Source organism: Streptomyces sp. NPDC127097 (assembly GCF_042724075.1).
Lineage (GTDB): Bacteria > Actinomycetota > Actinomycetes > Streptomycetales > Streptomycetaceae > Streptomyces.
The window spans coordinates 20,602-36,126 of the sequence record NZ_JBHXFI010000068.1 but is presented as its reverse complement, the minus strand read 5'-3'; the positions used below and the strand labels follow the sequence as shown (position 1 = coordinate 36,126).

The 15,525-nt window shown below is 71.0% G+C and carries 13 protein-coding genes; 4 read left to right on the top strand and 9 right to left on the bottom strand.

The window, feature by feature from the left end; all coding sequences use genetic code 11:
• Positions 1-140 precede the first annotated feature (140 nt).
• Genes ACFWJW_RS33215 through pgsA form a run of 3 tightly spaced genes read right to left on the bottom strand, consistent with a single transcriptional unit; the run spans position 141 to position 2,934 of the window.
• On the bottom strand, positions 141-1,301 hold the full coding sequence (locus tag ACFWJW_RS33215) for a glycosyltransferase family 4 protein (RefSeq protein WP_387248115.1): 1,161 nt from the start codon (positions 1,299-1,301) through the stop codon (positions 141-143).
• The gene (locus tag ACFWJW_RS33210; protein ID WP_387248113.1) at positions 1,298-2,281 is read right to left on the bottom strand and encodes a phosphatidylinositol mannoside acyltransferase; all 984 of its coding nucleotides are present in this window, start codon (positions 2,279-2,281) and stop codon (positions 1,298-1,300) included. The genes ACFWJW_RS33215 and ACFWJW_RS33210 overlap by 4 nt, the downstream gene beginning before the upstream one ends.
• Positions 2,278-2,934: a phosphatidylinositol phosphate synthase gene (pgsA, locus tag ACFWJW_RS33205; protein WP_387248111.1), complete on the bottom strand. Its 657-nt coding sequence runs from the start codon at positions 2,932-2,934 to the stop codon at positions 2,278-2,280. Before pgsA ends, ACFWJW_RS33210 begins: the two co-directional genes overlap by 4 nt.
• A gap of 272 nt (positions 2,935-3,206) precedes the next feature.
• On the opposite strand from pgsA, the gene ACFWJW_RS33200 reads away from it, so the two are divergent.
• A complete protein-coding gene (locus ACFWJW_RS33200; RefSeq protein WP_387248109.1) occupies positions 3,207-5,405 on the top strand; it encodes an elongation factor G-like protein EF-G2 in 2,199 nt (732 codons plus the stop codon).
• Between the two features lie 184 nt (positions 5,406-5,589).
• Complete coding sequence (locus ACFWJW_RS33195) at positions 5,590-7,269, top strand: hypothetical protein (RefSeq protein WP_387248108.1); 1,680 nt, start codon at positions 5,590-5,592, stop codon at positions 7,267-7,269.
• Between the two features lie 17 nt (positions 7,270-7,286).
• Here the strand turns inward: ACFWJW_RS33195 and ACFWJW_RS33190 are convergent, their stop codons facing one another.
• The 3 genes from ACFWJW_RS33190 to ACFWJW_RS33180 form a co-directional block, all read right to left on the bottom strand.
• Complete coding sequence (locus ACFWJW_RS33190) at positions 7,287-8,492, bottom strand: YncE family protein (protein WP_387248106.1); 1,206 nt, start codon at positions 8,490-8,492, stop codon at positions 7,287-7,289.
• The gene (locus tag ACFWJW_RS33185; RefSeq protein WP_387248104.1) at positions 8,492-9,292 is read right to left on the bottom strand and encodes a polysaccharide deacetylase family protein; all 801 of its coding nucleotides are present in this window, start codon (positions 9,290-9,292) and stop codon (positions 8,492-8,494) included. Before ACFWJW_RS33185 ends, ACFWJW_RS33190 begins: the two co-directional genes overlap by 1 nt.
• A 102-nt stretch (positions 9,293-9,394) precedes the next feature.
• On the bottom strand, positions 9,395-9,952 hold the full coding sequence (locus tag ACFWJW_RS33180; RefSeq protein WP_387248103.1) for an HIT family protein: 558 nt from the start codon (positions 9,950-9,952) through the stop codon (positions 9,395-9,397).
• A gap of 61 nt (positions 9,953-10,013) precedes the next feature.
• Here ACFWJW_RS33180 and ACFWJW_RS33175 point away from each other — a divergent pair, with 61 nt between their 5' ends.
• Positions 10,014-10,661: a potassium channel family protein gene (locus ACFWJW_RS33175; RefSeq protein ID WP_387248101.1), complete on the top strand. Its 648-nt coding sequence runs from the start codon at positions 10,014-10,016 to the stop codon at positions 10,659-10,661.
• 48 nt (positions 10,662-10,709) lie between these two features.
• Here the strand turns inward: ACFWJW_RS33175 and thrS are convergent, their stop codons facing one another.
• The 3 genes from thrS to ACFWJW_RS33160 form a co-directional block, all read right to left on the bottom strand.
• A complete protein-coding gene (gene thrS / locus ACFWJW_RS33170; RefSeq protein WP_387248099.1) occupies positions 10,710-12,689 on the bottom strand; it encodes a threonine--tRNA ligase in 1,980 nt (659 codons plus the stop codon).
• A gap of 112 nt (positions 12,690-12,801) precedes the next feature.
• Complete coding sequence (locus ACFWJW_RS33165) at positions 12,802-13,980, bottom strand: hypothetical protein (RefSeq protein WP_387248097.1); 1,179 nt, start codon at positions 13,978-13,980, stop codon at positions 12,802-12,804.
• On the bottom strand, positions 13,980-14,546 hold the full coding sequence (locus tag ACFWJW_RS33160) for a DUF4365 domain-containing protein (protein ID WP_085925979.1): 567 nt from the start codon (positions 14,544-14,546) through the stop codon (positions 13,980-13,982). Before ACFWJW_RS33160 ends, ACFWJW_RS33165 begins: the two co-directional genes overlap by 1 nt.
• 199 nt (positions 14,547-14,745) lie before the next feature.
• Between ACFWJW_RS33160 and ACFWJW_RS33155 the strand changes: the two genes are divergently transcribed.
• On the top strand, positions 14,746-15,471 hold the full coding sequence (locus ACFWJW_RS33155) for an exonuclease domain-containing protein (RefSeq protein WP_387248095.1): 726 nt from the start codon (positions 14,746-14,748) through the stop codon (positions 15,469-15,471).
• Positions 15,472-15,525: the final 54 nt, after the last annotated feature.

The following is a 15,525-nucleotide window of genomic DNA, read 5'->3' as shown; positions in this document are numbered from 1 at the left end:
ACAACCACCCGGCCCGCCGCAGGCGCAACGGCGAACAACCACCACGGCGGGGAGGCCGAAAACGTGGGCCGAAGGCAAAGCGCAGCGCTTGGCGCCACGGCGAACAACCACCACGGCGGGACAGCCGAAAACGTGGGAGGTCAATCCTTGGCCGGCCAGAGGCGATTACGTGGGCCGGCCCGTTCGTCGGTGGCTACCGACATCGCCCCGGTGGTCACCGTCTCGTAGACGGCGAGAATGTCGGCGCCAACAGTCGCCCAATCGAAGCGGCGTACATGCCGAGCGCCGCGCTCCCGCAGCTCGGCGAGGCGCACGGGGTCACCGAGAAGTCGTACCGCCGCAGCGGCGAGCGCATCGGCGTCCTCGTTGGTGAAGAGGTCGCCCGCCTCACCCTGGTCCAGGACCTGGGCGAAGGCGTCGAGGTCGCTGGCCAGGACGGGTGCGCCGGCGGACATGGCCTCCACGAGGATGATGCCGAAGGATTCGCCGCCCGTGTTGGGCGCGACATAGAGGTCGACGCTGCGCAGCAGGCGGGCCTTGTCCTCGTCGCTGACCATGCCGAGGAATTCGACCCGGGAGCGCAGGTCGGCGGGCAGTTCCGCGACGGCCTCCGCCTCGTCGCCGCGGCCGGCGACCAGCAGCCGCGCGTCCGGTACGGCCGCGAGGATCGTGGGCAGCGCCTTCATCAGGACCGGCAGGCCCTTGCGCGGCTCGTCGATCCGGCCGATGAAGCCGATCGTCCGGCCCTGCCACTCGGCCTTGGGCTCGGCGGTGGCGAAGAAGTCGACGTCCACGCCGTTGGGGATGACCACCGCATCGCCGCCGAGGTGTTCGACAAGGGTGCGGCGGGCGTATTCGCTCACCGCGATCCGTGCGCTGATCTTCTCCAGCGCGGGCTGGAGGATCGGATACGCGGCGATCATCGCCCGCGAGCGCGGGTTGGAGGTGTGGAAGGTCGCCACGATCGGGCCCTGGGCCGCCCAGCAGGAGAGCAGGCCGAGCGAGGGCGAGGCCGGCTCGTGGATGTGGATGACGTCGAAGGCGCCGTGCTGGAGCCAGCGGCGGACCCGGGCGGCCGAGAGGAAGCCGAAGTTGAGGCGGGCGACCGAGCCGTTGTACGGGACGGGGACGGCGCGGCCGGCCGAGACGACGTACGGCGGCAGGGGGGTCTCGTCGTCCGCGGGGGCGAGGACGGAGACCTCGTGGCCGAGGCGGATCAGGTGGTCGGCCAGGTCCCGGATGTGGAACTGCACGCCGCCGGGGACGTCCCAGGCGTACGGGCAGACGATGCCGATCTTCACACGGACTCCGTTCCGGAGGCTCCGGAGAGCCCGGTGCCGCCCGGGGCGCCGGGCTGCTCGCGCGGTTCCAGGTCGGCGAGCCAGAGCCGCTGGAGCATGTGCCAGTCCTCGGGGTGGTCGGCGATGCCGGAGGCGAAGGCGTCGGCGAGCGCCTGGGTCATCTGGGCGGCCTTCTCGGCGCGGGTGCCGTTCTCGGGGACCTCGATCTCCGGGTGGACCCGGCCGCGCATGACGGGGGTGTCGTCGTACCAGAGGGTGACGGGCAGCAGCATGGCGCCGGTCTGGACGGCGAGCACGGCGGGGCCGGCCGGCATCTTCGTGGCCTCGCCGAAGAACTTGACCTCTATCCCGGAGGCGGAGAGATCACGGTCCGCGACCAGGCAGACCAGCCCGCCGGCCCGCAGCCGCCGGGCGAGCGTGCCGAAGGCGGTACCGCCGGTGTGCGGCAGGACCTCCATGCCCAGGCCCTCGCGGTAGGCGACGAAGCGGTCGTAGAGGGTTTCCGGCTTGAGGCGCTGGGCGACGGTGGTGAAGGGGACCCCGAGCTTGGTGGTGACCCAGGCGCCCGCGAGGTCGTAGTTGCCCATGTGGGGCAGCGCCAGGATGACGCCCCGGCCGCTCTTGAGCCCGTCCTCCAGATAGTGCACGTCCTCGGGGGTGAAACCCGCCCTTATCCGGTCCTTGCTCCAGGCCGGCAGCCGGAAGGACTCCATCCAGTAGCGCATGTACGAGCGCATCCCGGCCCGGGAGAGCTCGGCGAGCCGCTGCGGTGTGGCGTCCGGGACGACCCGGGCGAGGTTCGACTCCAGGCGGCGGACGCCCTTGCCGCGGCGCTTCCAGGCGGTGTCGGCGATCCGGCGGCCGAGGCGTACGGCCACGCCCTCGGGCAGTTTCTTGACGGTGCTCCAGCCCAGCGCGTAGAGCGCCTCCGCCAGCTTCTCCGTATCGATCACCGGCCGGCCGTTCCTGCGCGGGCTCATGCGCTGTTCCCCCCTTGTGCCATGGCGTCGGCCTCCGCCGACTCCCGTCGTACCGTCACCACGCGCTGGCCCAGGGTGACGGCGCTGCCGATGCCGACGATCCACAGGGCGATCGGCAGCAGGATCTCGACGCCGGGCACCCCGAAGGCGTGCAGGCCCGACAGGCCGCAGGCGACCAGCGTGATGACCAGCCGCTCGGCGCGCTCCACCAGGCCGTTGACGTCCACCGGCAGCCCGATGGCCTCCCCGCGGGCCTTGGTGTAGGAGACCACCTGGCCGCTGGCGAGGCAGAAGATCGCCATCCCGCAGAGCACCAGGCTGTCGCCCCGGCCCGCGTACCAGAGGGCGAGCCCGCCGAAGATCGCCGAGTCGGCGACCCGGTCGAGGGTGGAGTCCAGGAAGGCCCCCCAGCGGCTGGAGCGGCCCAGCTGCCGCGCCATGTTGCCGTCGACGAGGTCCGAGAAGACGAACAGGGTGATGACGATCGTGCCCCAGAAGAACTCGCCGAGCGGGTAGAAGATCAGGGCGCCGGCCACCACGCCGCCGGTGCCGACCAGAGTGACCGCGTCCGGGCTGACGCCGATCCGGATGAGCAGGGCGGCGAACGGCGTGAGAACACGCGTGAAGAACGCACGCGCGTACTTGTTCAGCATGGCCTTCCCGGGAGTCGATACGGGCCGTGCGGTCTAGCGGCCACCGGCGGGCCCATCGTAGCCAGGAGGTCAGGGGGCACCACGAACGCATCGCGGCGCGGGGTGCGTCCCGCGGCTCGGGGCCACCGGTGCGCGCCGGTGGACGCGCCCGCAGGTCCGCCGGGGCGCCCGGACCCCTTGGGAGCACCGGGCCCGTGCGCCACGTATGGACGCGGCATGGCCCCAGTGGAAAGCTCGAATCACCGCAAAGTGTCGACCTGGAGGCGAGACACATGAGCGAGAAGTCGAGTACACACCCGGGAGCCGCCGGCAGGGCATCAACGGCCGACCAGCCCACGGCCCTGCGCAATGTGGTGCTGGTCGGCCACAGCGGCTCGGGAAAAACCACCCTGGTCGAGGCCCTCGCGCTGGCATCCGGCGCGGTCAACAGGGCGGGCCGGGTCGAGGACGGCGGCTGCCTCTCCGACTACGACGACATCGAACACCGGCAGCAACGCTCGGTACAGCTCTCCCTGGTCCCGGTGGACTGGGGAGAAGTCAAGATCAATATCTTGGACACCCCCGGATACGCCGATTTCGTCGGGGAACTCAGGGCCGGTCTGCGCGCCGCGGACGCGGCCCTTTTCGTTGTCTCGGCGGCCGATGGCGTGGCCGGCGCGACCCGTATGGTCTGGGACGAGTGCGCGGCCGTCGGAATGCCGCGCGCGCTGGTCATCACACACCTGGAGGCGTCCCGGGCCGACTTCGACGAGATGACCGAGCGCTGCCGCTCCACCCTCGGCGGCGAGGACCCGGACGCCGTCCTCCCCCTCTACCTCCCGCTGTACGGGACGCCGGGCGCCGATGGCCACGCCCCCGTGCACGGCCTGATCGGCCTGCTCTCCCAGCGGGTGTTCGACTACTCCTCCGGCGAGCGCACCGAACGCGCACCGACGGCGGACGAGCTGCCGCTGATCGAAGCGGCCCGCAACCGCCTGATCGAGGGCATCATCGCCGAGAGCGAAGACGAGTCCCTGATGGACCGTTACCTCAGCGGCGAGGAGATCGACGTCAAGACGCTCATCGGGGACCTGGAGACGGCGGTCGCCCGGGGCACCTTCCACCCCGTGCTGGCCGCGGCCCCGGCCGCCGAGGGCGCCAAGCAGGGGCTGGGCACCGTGGAGTTGCTGGAGCTGATCACCGGTGGCTTCCCGACGCCCGTGGAGCGCGAGGCGCCGGCCGTCACCACCCCGGACGGCGCCCCGCGCCCGGCGCTGAGCTGCGACCCCGACGGACCGCTCGCGGCCGAGGTGGTCAAGACCTCCTCCGACCCGTACGTCGGGCGGATCTCGCTCGTCCGCCTCTTCTCGGGCACCCTGCGCCCGGACGAGACGGTGCATGTCTCGGGCCACGGCCTACAGGACCGGGGGCACGAGGACCATGACGTCGACGAGCGGGTCGGCGCGCTGTCCACCCCGTTCGGCAAGCAGCAGCGCCCGCTGTCCAAGGCGATCGCCGGGGATCTGGCCTGTGTGGCGAAACTGTCCCGGGCCGAGACCGGGGACACCCTGTCCAGTAAGGACGACCCGCTCCTGATGGAGCCCTGGACGATGCCGGACCCGCTGCTGCCGGTCGCCATCCAGGCCCACAGCAAGGCCGACGAGGACAAGCTCTCCCAGGGCCTGGCCCGGCTGGTCGCCGAGGACCCGACGATGCGTCTGGAGCACAACCAGGACACCCATCAGGTGGTGCTGTGGTGTCTGGGCGAGGCGCATGTCGATGTCGCCCTGGAGCGGCTGCGGGCCCGCTACGGCGTCCAGGTGGACACGGTCGCGCACAAGGTGTCGCTGCGGGAGACCTTCGGCGCCCCCGCCGCGGGCCGCGGGCGCCATGTGAAGCAGTCCGGCGGCCACGGCCAGTTCGCGATCTGCGAGATCGAGGTCGAACCGCTGCCCGGCGGCTCCGGCATCGAGTTCGTGGACAAGGTCGTGGGCGGCGCGGTGCCCCGGCAGTTCATCCCGTCCGTGGAGAAGGGCGTCCGCACCCAGGCCGCACGCGGGGTCGCCGCCGGGCATCCGCTCGTCGACATCCGCGTCACGCTGCTGGACGGCAAGGCGCACTCGGTCGACTCCTCGGACGCCGCGTTCCAGACGGCGGGCGCGCTGGCGCTGCGGGAGGCCGCCGGCGAGGTCCGGATCGAACTCCTCGAACCGGTGTCCGAGGTGAGCGTGATGGTTCCGGACGATTTCGTCGGCCAGGTGATGAGCGATCTGTCGGGGCGCCGCGGCCGGGTCGTGGGCACCGAACAGTCAGGGGCGGGACGCACCGTGGTGCGCGCCGAGGTGCCCGAGATCGAGATCGACCGGTACGCCATCGATCTGCGCTCCCTCTCGCACGGCACCGGGCGGTTCTCCCGCGTCCACCTGCGACATGAGCCGATGCCGCCGCAGCTGGCCGACAAGTGGCGGGAAGAGGCGGAGAACGGCGCATAGTTGACGGCCGATCAACCGTTGGAGCGGCCGCTGTCCTGCTCAACTCCTCTGGGCGGGACGGCGGCTGTACGCTGAGGCCCTGCCGTTGAACGGGGTTCGACGCCAGGATGCGAGGTCACGGGCTCGAAGACAGGCTCTCAGCAGGTGTGCCGTCAGCGGAAGTCGGGAAGAGCCGCATCATGCGATGCGTGCGGTGTGGGGGGCGGTAGTGGCAGACGGCTTTGACTTCAGTCCCGGGGCGCAGGTCCCGCTGTCGGGGAGCGCCGGGCAGACGGCGGCGACCCAGGCGCTGGCCTCGGCCGCCTATCGGGACAGCCCGCTCGCCGATATCTCCAAGGCCGACTCGGATTCCGGCAAGTCCGCCATCAAGAAGCCCAAGCTGTCGCTGTTCGCGCCCAATCTCGGCGAGGCGTTCGCGCGTGCGGTGCAGGTGCGGATGCTCGGCGGCGGGCGGGCCGCGCTCATCCAGTCCTTCGGGACCGAGCCGCAGACCATCGTCGAGCACTGCCTGTCCGCGACCCGTATCCGCAAGCAGCGGGACGCCAAGCTGACGCTGCTGATGGTGCTGTTCGGGGTGCTGTTCCTGCCCGGTGTGCTGCTGTGGCTGGGCGTCTTCCAGCTGCGGAAGATGCTCTCCAAGGACGGTGCGGGCAAGGGCCTGTCCCTGATCGGCGGGGTGCTGCTGACGGTGCTGGGCGTCCTCGGCGTGTTCTTCATGATCAAGCTGCCGTTCAACGGCTTCTGGCCGCTGTACGCCCGCGGCGCGGTCGTCGCCCCGGTGATCGGCTGGTGGCTGGCCAAGCAGATCTGTGAGAAGACCGCGGTGGCCATGCGGGAGTCCTGGAAGGGGCTGCTGGAGGGCGGCGGGGTGGCCGCGAAGATCCCCGAGGCGGTCCCGCAGGACCCGAACCAGACCGCCGCCGAGACCCTCCGCCAAAATCTCGCCAAAATCTCCGCCGAGCAGAACAGCAACGTCGTCTTCTACGCCGGTCCCAAGGGGATACTCGGCATGGGCACCCGCTGGGGCAGCTGGCAGCTCGCCGAGGAGCTGATCCCGGCGCACGAGGGCAGCGAGATCCACCCGTTCCGCAGCTGGGACGTGATCCGGGCGATCCACGACAAGCTGCGGCTGCTGGAGCGCAGCCCGCTGCACACCGGCGGCTTCCCCACGCCGTCCGTACGCCACTGGATCGTCTCGCCGGTCGGTGAGAAGGCCGCCGCGGTCTCCCGCCCCGAGGGCAGCCATGTGGAGGCGTTCCAGATCCGCGGGCACGAGATAGAGCGGATCTGCAACGAGCAGCAGTTCGGCAGCGGCAACCGCCACTACCTCGGCGTCCAGTTCGTCCTGTGGGACGGCCAGTTGGTGATCACCCTCATGATCACCGTCACGGTGCTCCACGAGACCCTGCGCATCGAGGTGACCGGCCATGCCCTCGGCCCGGTCAACGGCCTCTTCACGACGAAGCCGGAGCCCAAGACCAAGGACGTCGCCAAGGTCGTCAAGTTCTGGGAGACCAAGACCCAGCAGCTGCCGCTCATCGAGCCGCAGGAAGTGGTCCGGCTCGCCGCCCGCGCCCCGCTGACGTGGTTCCCGCCGGTGCTGGACTTCCTCGGCGGCAAGCTGACCCTGCCCGAGCCGTTCGGCCTGCGGCACGTCTGGGCCGACAAGCCCTGGCGGCACCGCTTCATGGCCGATGACGCGCTGCGCGCCGCGACCCCGGTGCTGCGCACGGTCCACTCCGCCGCGATGAGCGTCCTCAAGGAGAACGGCGTGGACACCGAGCGCTTCACCAACCGCTCCCTGGTGCTCAGCGGCATGATCCAGGGCGTGGAGCCGCAGAAGGCCGACGAGTACAACGCCTGAGCCCAGGGGCACGCCCGCTAGCGGAAGATGCCGGTGTGCCCCAGGGAGTACCGTCCCGGCTGCGGGTAGACCGCCATGCCGTGCGGACCCTGGCCGACCGGGATCTTGGCCAGGGTCTTGCCCGTACGGGTATCCAGCGCATAGACCTCGGAGTTGTAGCGGCCGGACAGCCAGAGCACCTTGCCGTCGGCGGACAGGCCGCCCATGTCGGGGCTGCCGCCGCCGCGGATGTGCCACTTGTCGACGAGCTTGCCGGTCCGGAAGTCCAGCAGGGAGATGGAGCCCTCGCCGCGGTTGGAGACGTACATGTGCTTCGAGTCGCGGCTGACGTAGAGGCCGTGGGCGCCCTTGCCGGTCGCCATGAGCCGGGGCCGGCCGAAGGTGTCACCGTTCAGGACCCAGATGCCGTCGGCCATCATGTCGGCAACGTACCAGGTCCTGCCGTCCGGGGAGATCTTCACGTCCTGCGGCATCGCGCCCTCGAACGGCAGCTTCTCCTGGCCGATGACCTTCATCTTCGCGGTGTCGACCTTGAGCAGCTCACCGGAGAACTCACAGGAGACGATGAAGTACTTGCCGTCCGGCGAGAAGTCGGCGTGGTTGACGCCGGCGCAGTTGACCGGGAGCGTCTTGCGGACCTCCATGGTGTGCGGGTCGCGGAAGACCAACTGCCGGTCCATGGAGGCCATCACGACCGCGTACTTCCCGTTGGGCGTGAAGTAGAGGTTGTACGGGTCGTGGACCTTGACGGGGTCGCCGGCCTTGCCGGTGGCGGGGTCGATCGGGGTGAGGTCGTGCCCCCGGTTGTTGTTGACCCAGAGCGTCTTCAGGTCCCAGGACGGCACGACATGCTGCGGCTGGACGCCGACCGGAATGGTCTCGATGACCTTGTAGGTCTTCGGGTCGATGACGCTGACCGTGTCGGAGCCGGTGTTGGGGACGTAGATCCGCGAGGGGAAGTCCTTGACCTGCGGCGCCAGCCTGCCCGGCCGGTCCGCCGCGTAGATGTCGTGCTCGTCCAGCAGCGGCGGCATCCCGGGCAGACCGGGCTTGGCGGCCTTGAGCGGTGCGCGCTCGACCGGCCGCGGGGTGTGCGAGGCCCGGCCGCTCTCGTCGGCGCCGCCACAGCCCGCGGCCACCAGCGCGCAGACCACGGCGAGCAGCGCGGCCCGGTGGCGGGGATGCGGGCTCCGACGGGCGTGGGTACGGTTCCGGTCAGCCATCAGGTCACTAGCTCCGTTGTCGTCACCGCGCGCAGACCGCGCCGGCGGAGGCCGTCGAGGATCGGGGGCAGCGCGGCCACCGTGCCGGCGTGCCCGAGGTGGAGACTCACGACCGAGCCCGGCCCGACCGCGTCCAGGACCGTGCGCTGGACGGCGGCGGCACCGGGGTCGTTCGCGTCGAGGGAGTCCACGTCGTAGGAGAGGACGTGCGGATAGCCGGCCTTGCGGGCCAGCTCGGTCACCAGGGGCGTGGCCCGCCGGGTCTGCGAGGGGCGGAACCAGCTGCCGATGGTCCCGGTGAGCTTGCGCAGCCGGTCGGCGCAGCCGCTGATCTCGGCGTAGGCCGCGGTGGCCGGCAGGGCGCAGATGTTCCGGTGGTGCAGCGTGTGATTGCCCAGCTCATGGCCGCCGTCGAGGATCCGGCGGGCCATCGCGGGCTGCTCGTCGAGCCAGTCGCCGACGGCGAGCACGGTGACCCTGGCGCCGGCCCGCTCGGCCTCGCCGAGCAGCGCGGTCGCCATCCTGGGGTCGCCCCTGCCGTGAAAGGTCAGTGCGACCGCCCGGCCGTTCCGCGGCCCGTGTTCGATCTGTACGGGCAGGCCGGGCACCCGGGTCGGCGGCCGGGCGGCGCGCACCGGGGCGGGCGAGGCGTGGCCCGCCCCGGAGGGGCCCGGTCCGCCGGGGGACCGGACGGCTCCGGGGTCCTCGTCCCGCGCCGGGTCGCAGCCCGTCACCAGCGCGCCGGCGGCCGCGGCCGAGGCGGCCGCGCGCAGCACGGAGCGGCGATCTAGGGAAGTCACCACCCCATTAGAGGGGCAACTAATCCGAATTGGGGCGATCTATCCGATTCGTCCGGGTGCGTGTCGCCCCGGAGGCCCGCCCCGGAGCGGACCGGACGGGCTCTAGGCGGGCCAGGCGCGCGCGAGCATCGCCCGGGTGTCGGCAAGGAGTTGGGGCAGCACCTTGGTGTGGCCGACCACCGGCATGAAGTTGGTGTCGCCGCCCCAGCGGGGGACCACGTGCTGGTGGAGATGGGCCGCGATCCCGGCCCCGGCGACGGTGCCCTGATTCATCCCGATGTTGAAGCCGTGCGCCCCGGAGGCGGTGCGCAGCGCGGTCATCGCCCGCTTGGTGAACTCCGCCAGCTCCGCGGTCTCCGGGCCGTCCAGCTCCGGGTAGTCGGCGACGTGCCGGAACGGGACGATCATGAGGTGACCGCCGTTGTACGGGTACAGATTCAGCACCGCGTAGACATGCTCACCGCGCGCGATCACGAGGCCGTCCTCGTCCGACTTCTCGGGGATCGCGCAGAACGGGCAGCCGTCATCGGCCCCCGGGCCGGTCGGCTTGTTCTCCCCCTGGATGTAGGCCATCCGGTGGGGCGTCCACAGGCGCTGGAAGGCGTCCTGCGTCCCGACTCCGATCTGCTGCTCCGGCTCGCTTGTCATACGGGCCAGCATATGGCTTCGCCCGTTGGCACCGTGTCGTTGGGGCGGATACCCTGGCCCGCTCCGCGATGCTGTGCCGGTGGACAGGGACGCGCGGCTACAGGAGTGGGAGAGGCGCGCACAGCCGTATCTCTTCATCGCCTCGATCCTCTTTCTCACCTCCTACACGGTACGGGTCCTGATCCCCGGTCTCTCTCCCGGTTGGTACGTCTTCTGGGGGACCCTCACGGTCGTGAGCTGGGGTGTTTTCGTGGCGGAGTACCTGGCGCGGCTGGCGTTCAGCAGGAACCGCTGGCACTTCGTGCGCACCCGCTGGCTGGACCTGATGGTGACCGTGCTGCCGCTGCTGCGACCGCTGCGCATGATCGATCTGCATGAGCGGATGCAGCTGCGCCGGGCCGGGCCCGGGCTCACCCTGGAGGCGCGGGTGATGACGTACTCCGGGCTCGCCGCGCTGCTGCTGGGCTACGCCGCCAGCCTGACGGTCTACCACGACGAGCGGTCCGCCCCGCACGCGAACATCCGCACCTTCGGTGACGCGGTGTGGTGGGCCGCCTCCACGCTGACGACGACGGGGTACGGCGACGCCACCCCGGTCACCCCACGCGGCCGGGTGATCGCGGTGGGGCTGATGTTCGTCGGAGTGGCCCTGGTGGGAGCGGTGGTGGGCTCCTTCTCCGCCTATCTGATGCGTCGCTTCCGGCAGGAGAGCGAGACATGACGCGGCCCCGGAGAGCCGCTCGCTCTCCGGGGCCGGCCGCTCAGGCGGTCACACCTGGACGCGGCGCTCCACGACGTCGAGGAGCTCGGCGATCGCCTCCTCGCGCGGAATGCCGTTCTTCTGCGAACCGTCGCGGTAGCGGAAGGACACCGCGCCATGCGCGACATCCTCGTCACCGGCGATGATCATGAACGGGACCTTGCTCTTCTGGGCGTTCCTGATCTTCTTCTGCATCCGGTCCGACGAGGAGTCCACGTCGATCCGCAGCCCCTTGGTCTTCGCCTGGGCGGCGAACTCCTGGAGGTAGGGGACATGCGCGTCACCGATCGGGATGCAGGTCGCCTGGACCGGCGCCAGCCAGGCCGGGAACGCACCCGCGTAGTGCTCCAGCAGCACCGCGAAGAACCGCTCGATGGAGCCGAACAGCGCGCGGTGGATCATGACGGGGCGCTGCTTGGAGCCGTCGGCCGAGGTGTACTCCAGGTCGAACCGCTCCGGCAGGTTGAAGTCCAGCTGGATGGTCGACATCTGCCAGGTACGGCCGATGGCGTCCTTGGTCTGCACGGAGATCTTGGGCCCGTAGAACGCGGCGCCGCCCGGGTCCGGGACCAGCGGCAGGCCCTGCTTCTCGGCCACCTTCCGCAGTACCTCGGTGGCCTCCTCCCAGGTCTCGTCCGAGCCGACGAACTTCTCCGGGTCCTTGGTGGACAGCTCCAGGTAGAAGTCGGTCAGACCGTAGTCGCGCAGCAGGTCGAGGACGAAGGTGAGGGTGGCGTCCAGCTCGTCCGCCATCTGCTCGCGGGTGCAGTAGATGTGCGCGTCGTCCTGGGTGAAGCCGCGGGCGCGGGTCAGCCCGTGCACCACACCCGACTTCTCGTAGCGGTAGACGGTCCCGAACTCGAAGAGGCGCAGCGGCAGTTCACGGTACGAGCGGCCGCGCGCATCGAAGATCAGGTTGTGCATGGGGCAGTTCATGGGCTTGAGGTAGTAGTCAATGCCCTCGTCGAGCTGCATGGGCGGGTACATGCCGTCGGCGTACCAGTCCAGGTGGCCCGACTTCTCGAACAGCTTCCCCTTGGTGGCGTGCGGGGTGTAGACGAACTCGTACCCCGACTCCTCGTGGCGCCGGCGGGAGTAGTCCTCCATGACCCGGCGGATGATGCCGCCCCTGGGGTGGAAGACCGCCAGCCCCGAGCCGATGTCCTCGGGAACGGAGAACAGATCGAGCTCCGCGCCCAGCTTGCGGTGATCGCGCTTCTCGGCCTCGACGAGGAACTCCAGATGCGCCTTGAGCTCGTCCTTGGTCGGCCAGGCGGTGCCGTAGATCCGCTGGAGCTGCTTGTTCTTCTCGCTGCCGCGCCAGTACGCGGCGGCCGAGCGCATCAGCTTGAACGCCGGGATCGCGCGGGTGCTGGGCAGGTGCGGACCGCGGCACAGGTCCTTCCAGCACAGCTCGCCGGTCTTGGCGTCGAGGTTGTCGTAGATGGTCAGCTCGCCGGCGCCGACCTCGGCGGAGGCACCCTCGGCGGCGTCCGCGGCGGAGCCCTTGAGCCCGATCAGTTCGAGCTTGTACGGCTCGTCGGCCAGCTCCTCGCGGGCGGCGTCATCGCTGACCGCACGGCGCGCGAACTTCTGGCCGCGCTTCTGGATCTCCTGCATCTTCTTCTCGATGCGCTTGAGATCGTCCGGGTGGAACGGGGTCTCGACGTCGAAGTCGTAGTAGAAGCCGTCCTTGATGGGCGGGCCGATGCCGAGCTTCGCCTCCGGGAACAGCTCCTGCACGGCCTGCGCCATCACATGCGCGGTGGAGTGCCGCAGGATGTTCAGACCGTCCTCGGAGGTGATCTCGACGGGCTCGACCGCGTCACCGTCGGCGACCTCGTACGCCAGGTCCTTCAGCTCCCCGGCCACCCGCGCGGCGACGATGCTGCGCTCGCCCTGGAAGAGGTCGGCGGCCGTAGTGCCCGTGGTCACCACGCGTTCTTCCCGCTCGGAATCGCGCTGGATGGTCACACGGACGTCTGACACCGGTCTCTCCTGACTACTGTCTCTTCACGGCAGCGATTGCTGCGCAGCCGAATCGTACCGAGCCCGCGGACCCGACCGCGAAACGGTTTCACCACCCCCGGCTCGCACGGTGTCATTCCTCCGCGCCGCACGCCTCCTCGAAGAAGTCGAGATTCTCCTGGAGCGACTTCAGCAGCCGGTCCCGCTCCGCCTCGTCGACCTGTACGGGCGTGACATCGCGGCCGCCGGTGATCCGCCGGAAGCCGCCGCGGCTCTCCAGCCGCCCGCTCACCCGCACCGGTAGTCCCACCAGGTGCGCATGCCCGGCGATCCGGTAGTCCTCCTCCCCCAGCGCGACCCGTACCTGGAGCACATCGGCCCCGCTGATCACCCGCAGCCGCACCGTGCCGGGACCGCCCGGCCGCTCCCTGCGCAGCCGCACCACCGCACCCGTCACCCGGACCGGCAGCGACGGCTCATCGCGGACATAGCGCTGGGCGGCCTGCTGGAGCGCGGGCAGATCGCCGGGCGAGAACTCCACCGGCTCGGGGCGGGCCGGGCAGCCGGCCGGGGCACCGGCCGCCGGCGACCACTCGACCGCGATCCGCGCCCCCTCCGCGTCCCGCACCAGCGCGATCAGCGCCTGGGCCAGCTCATGGCAGACCCCCAGCTCGACGGCCGCGTCGAAAGCCTCCATACCGCCGGTGGCCCGCTGGTAGTCGGTGGCGTCGCGGACCGCGTGCAGCGCCCGCTGGAGCCCGGCGACCGCCCGGCGGCCGCCGGACACCGGCACGAACGCGGTCACCCGGCGCCCGGCCGCCGCCGGACCGACCAGCACCTGGCTCAGGAACCCCTCGGCCTGCCGTTTGTGCCGGGCGCCGTAGTAGCCGGCCCGGCCGTACGTCCCCAGCGCCCCGGCAAGCAGCATCGAACGGGCCGCCCCGCGCAGCTGCTCCTGCGCCACCCAGTGCGCGGCCCCCGAGCCGCCGTCGGGGACCTCGCGCTCCCAGCGGACCTCGTCACTGGGCACCGCCAGCCCCATCAGCACCTCCCGGGCGGAGGGCGCGGCGCTCCGCGCCAGCGCCGCCAGCGCCTCCGCGAGGAGTTCTCCGCTGTCGGGGAAGCGGCGGTCGTGCGGGACCAGCAGGCTGGTGCCGGCCGCGCCGCCGGGCGGAGTCCACCGGGCGTAGTGGCCGGCGGCCCCGCCCCGGCGCCGCCAGCCGTGCCGGGCCAGCAGCGCGCCGAGCACCGCCGGGTCGAGCCGCGCGGGATCCAGCAGCCGTGCGTCGTATTCGTCGGTCGGCCGGTACATCAGGGTCTCCCTCCCGCCCCGACGCGCGTCATGATCTCGCAGAGCGCTCGGTCGTCGAAGATCCGCGCGGTGGGGATCCGCACAGTGGTCCTGCGCCGGCCGGTCACCGGATGACCGGCCAGGTTGATCCAGTAGCAGCAGTGCCGCAGTTCGAGACGGTCGTGGCCGGCCCGCAGCCAGTCCTCCTGGGTCCGCGGGACCAGCATCACGACCAGGATCTTGTGCACCGTGACGGGCGTACGGGCCAGCTTCACCAGGTGGTCGTTGTCGAGCGTGAAGGCGAACGTCGGCCCCGGCGGGCGCGGGGCGGTCTGGTAGGTGCACTTGAGCTGCACCTTGATGGTGACCTCGTCGTCGACGGTGTGGCCGGGCGCGCCATGGCTGACGTGCCAGTCGATTCCGTTGTCCGGGAAGGGCTGCGCCAGCGAGCATCCGGAGGCGGCGGCGACCGCATGGAGATAGCCCACCTGAAGGGTCTCCATGCAGGCGGTGGTGGCGAGTCCGCCGCGCTGCGGTGTGGTCCGCTGAGGCAGCAGCCCGCCCGGTTCGGGCTGCGCGAGCGTCATCGCGGAGTGGCCTTCCGGGCTGTGCCGATCGATGCGGGTGGATGACGGGGAGAAGGCGGAGCGCGTCGGCCCGTCCCTCTGGTTGTCTCCGCGTCAAGTGGTCCGCAAACAAAGACGGTTCGAGCCCCCGGCGGCTCGGGTATCACCAGCTCGGATGGCGTACGTGTCATTCCCCGTACGAGCGCGAGGAGTTGGGATGATGCCGTGCTGGTATGACGGTCCACTTGCCGCCTTCGACACCGAGACCACCGGGATCGACGTCGAGCGCGATCGCATCGTCTCCGCGGCCCTGGTGGTCCAGGAGACACCGCGCTCCGCGCCCCGGATCACCCGCTGGCTGATCAACCCGGGCGTCGAGATACCGGACGCCGCGACGGCGGTGCACGGCCTGACGGCCGACCATCTCGCGCTGCACGGCCGCTGGCCCGCGCCGGTCCTGGAGGAGGTCGCGCGCGCCCTGGCCGCCCAGTCGGTGGCCGGCCGGCCGCTGGTCGTGATGAACGCCCCGTTCGATCTCACCCTCCTGGAGCGCGAGTTGAAGCGGCACCGCGCCAGCTCGCTGAACACCTATCTGGGGGGCCACCCGCTCTGCGTTCTGGACCCCCACGTCCTCGACAAGCACCTGGACCGCTATCGCAAGGGCCGCCGTACGCTCACCGATCTGTGTGCGCACTACGAGGTCGAGCTGACCGACGCCCATGAGGCGGCCGCCGACGCGCTCGCCGCGCTGCGTGTCGTCCGGGCCCTGGGGCATCGCTTCGCCGAGCGCCTGGAGGGGCTGCACCCGGCGGAGCTGCACACCCGCCAGGCCGTCTGGTACGCGGCCCAGGCCCGCGGGCTTCAGGCGTGGTTCGCCCGCAGCGGCAATCCGGAAGTCGTCGATCCGCACTGGCCGCTGCGTCCCGAACTCCCGGCGGCGGCCTGATCCCCCCTCAGGAATTCCGCAGGGCGGCAAAGGCGCCGGGTGGAATTCCCGCGG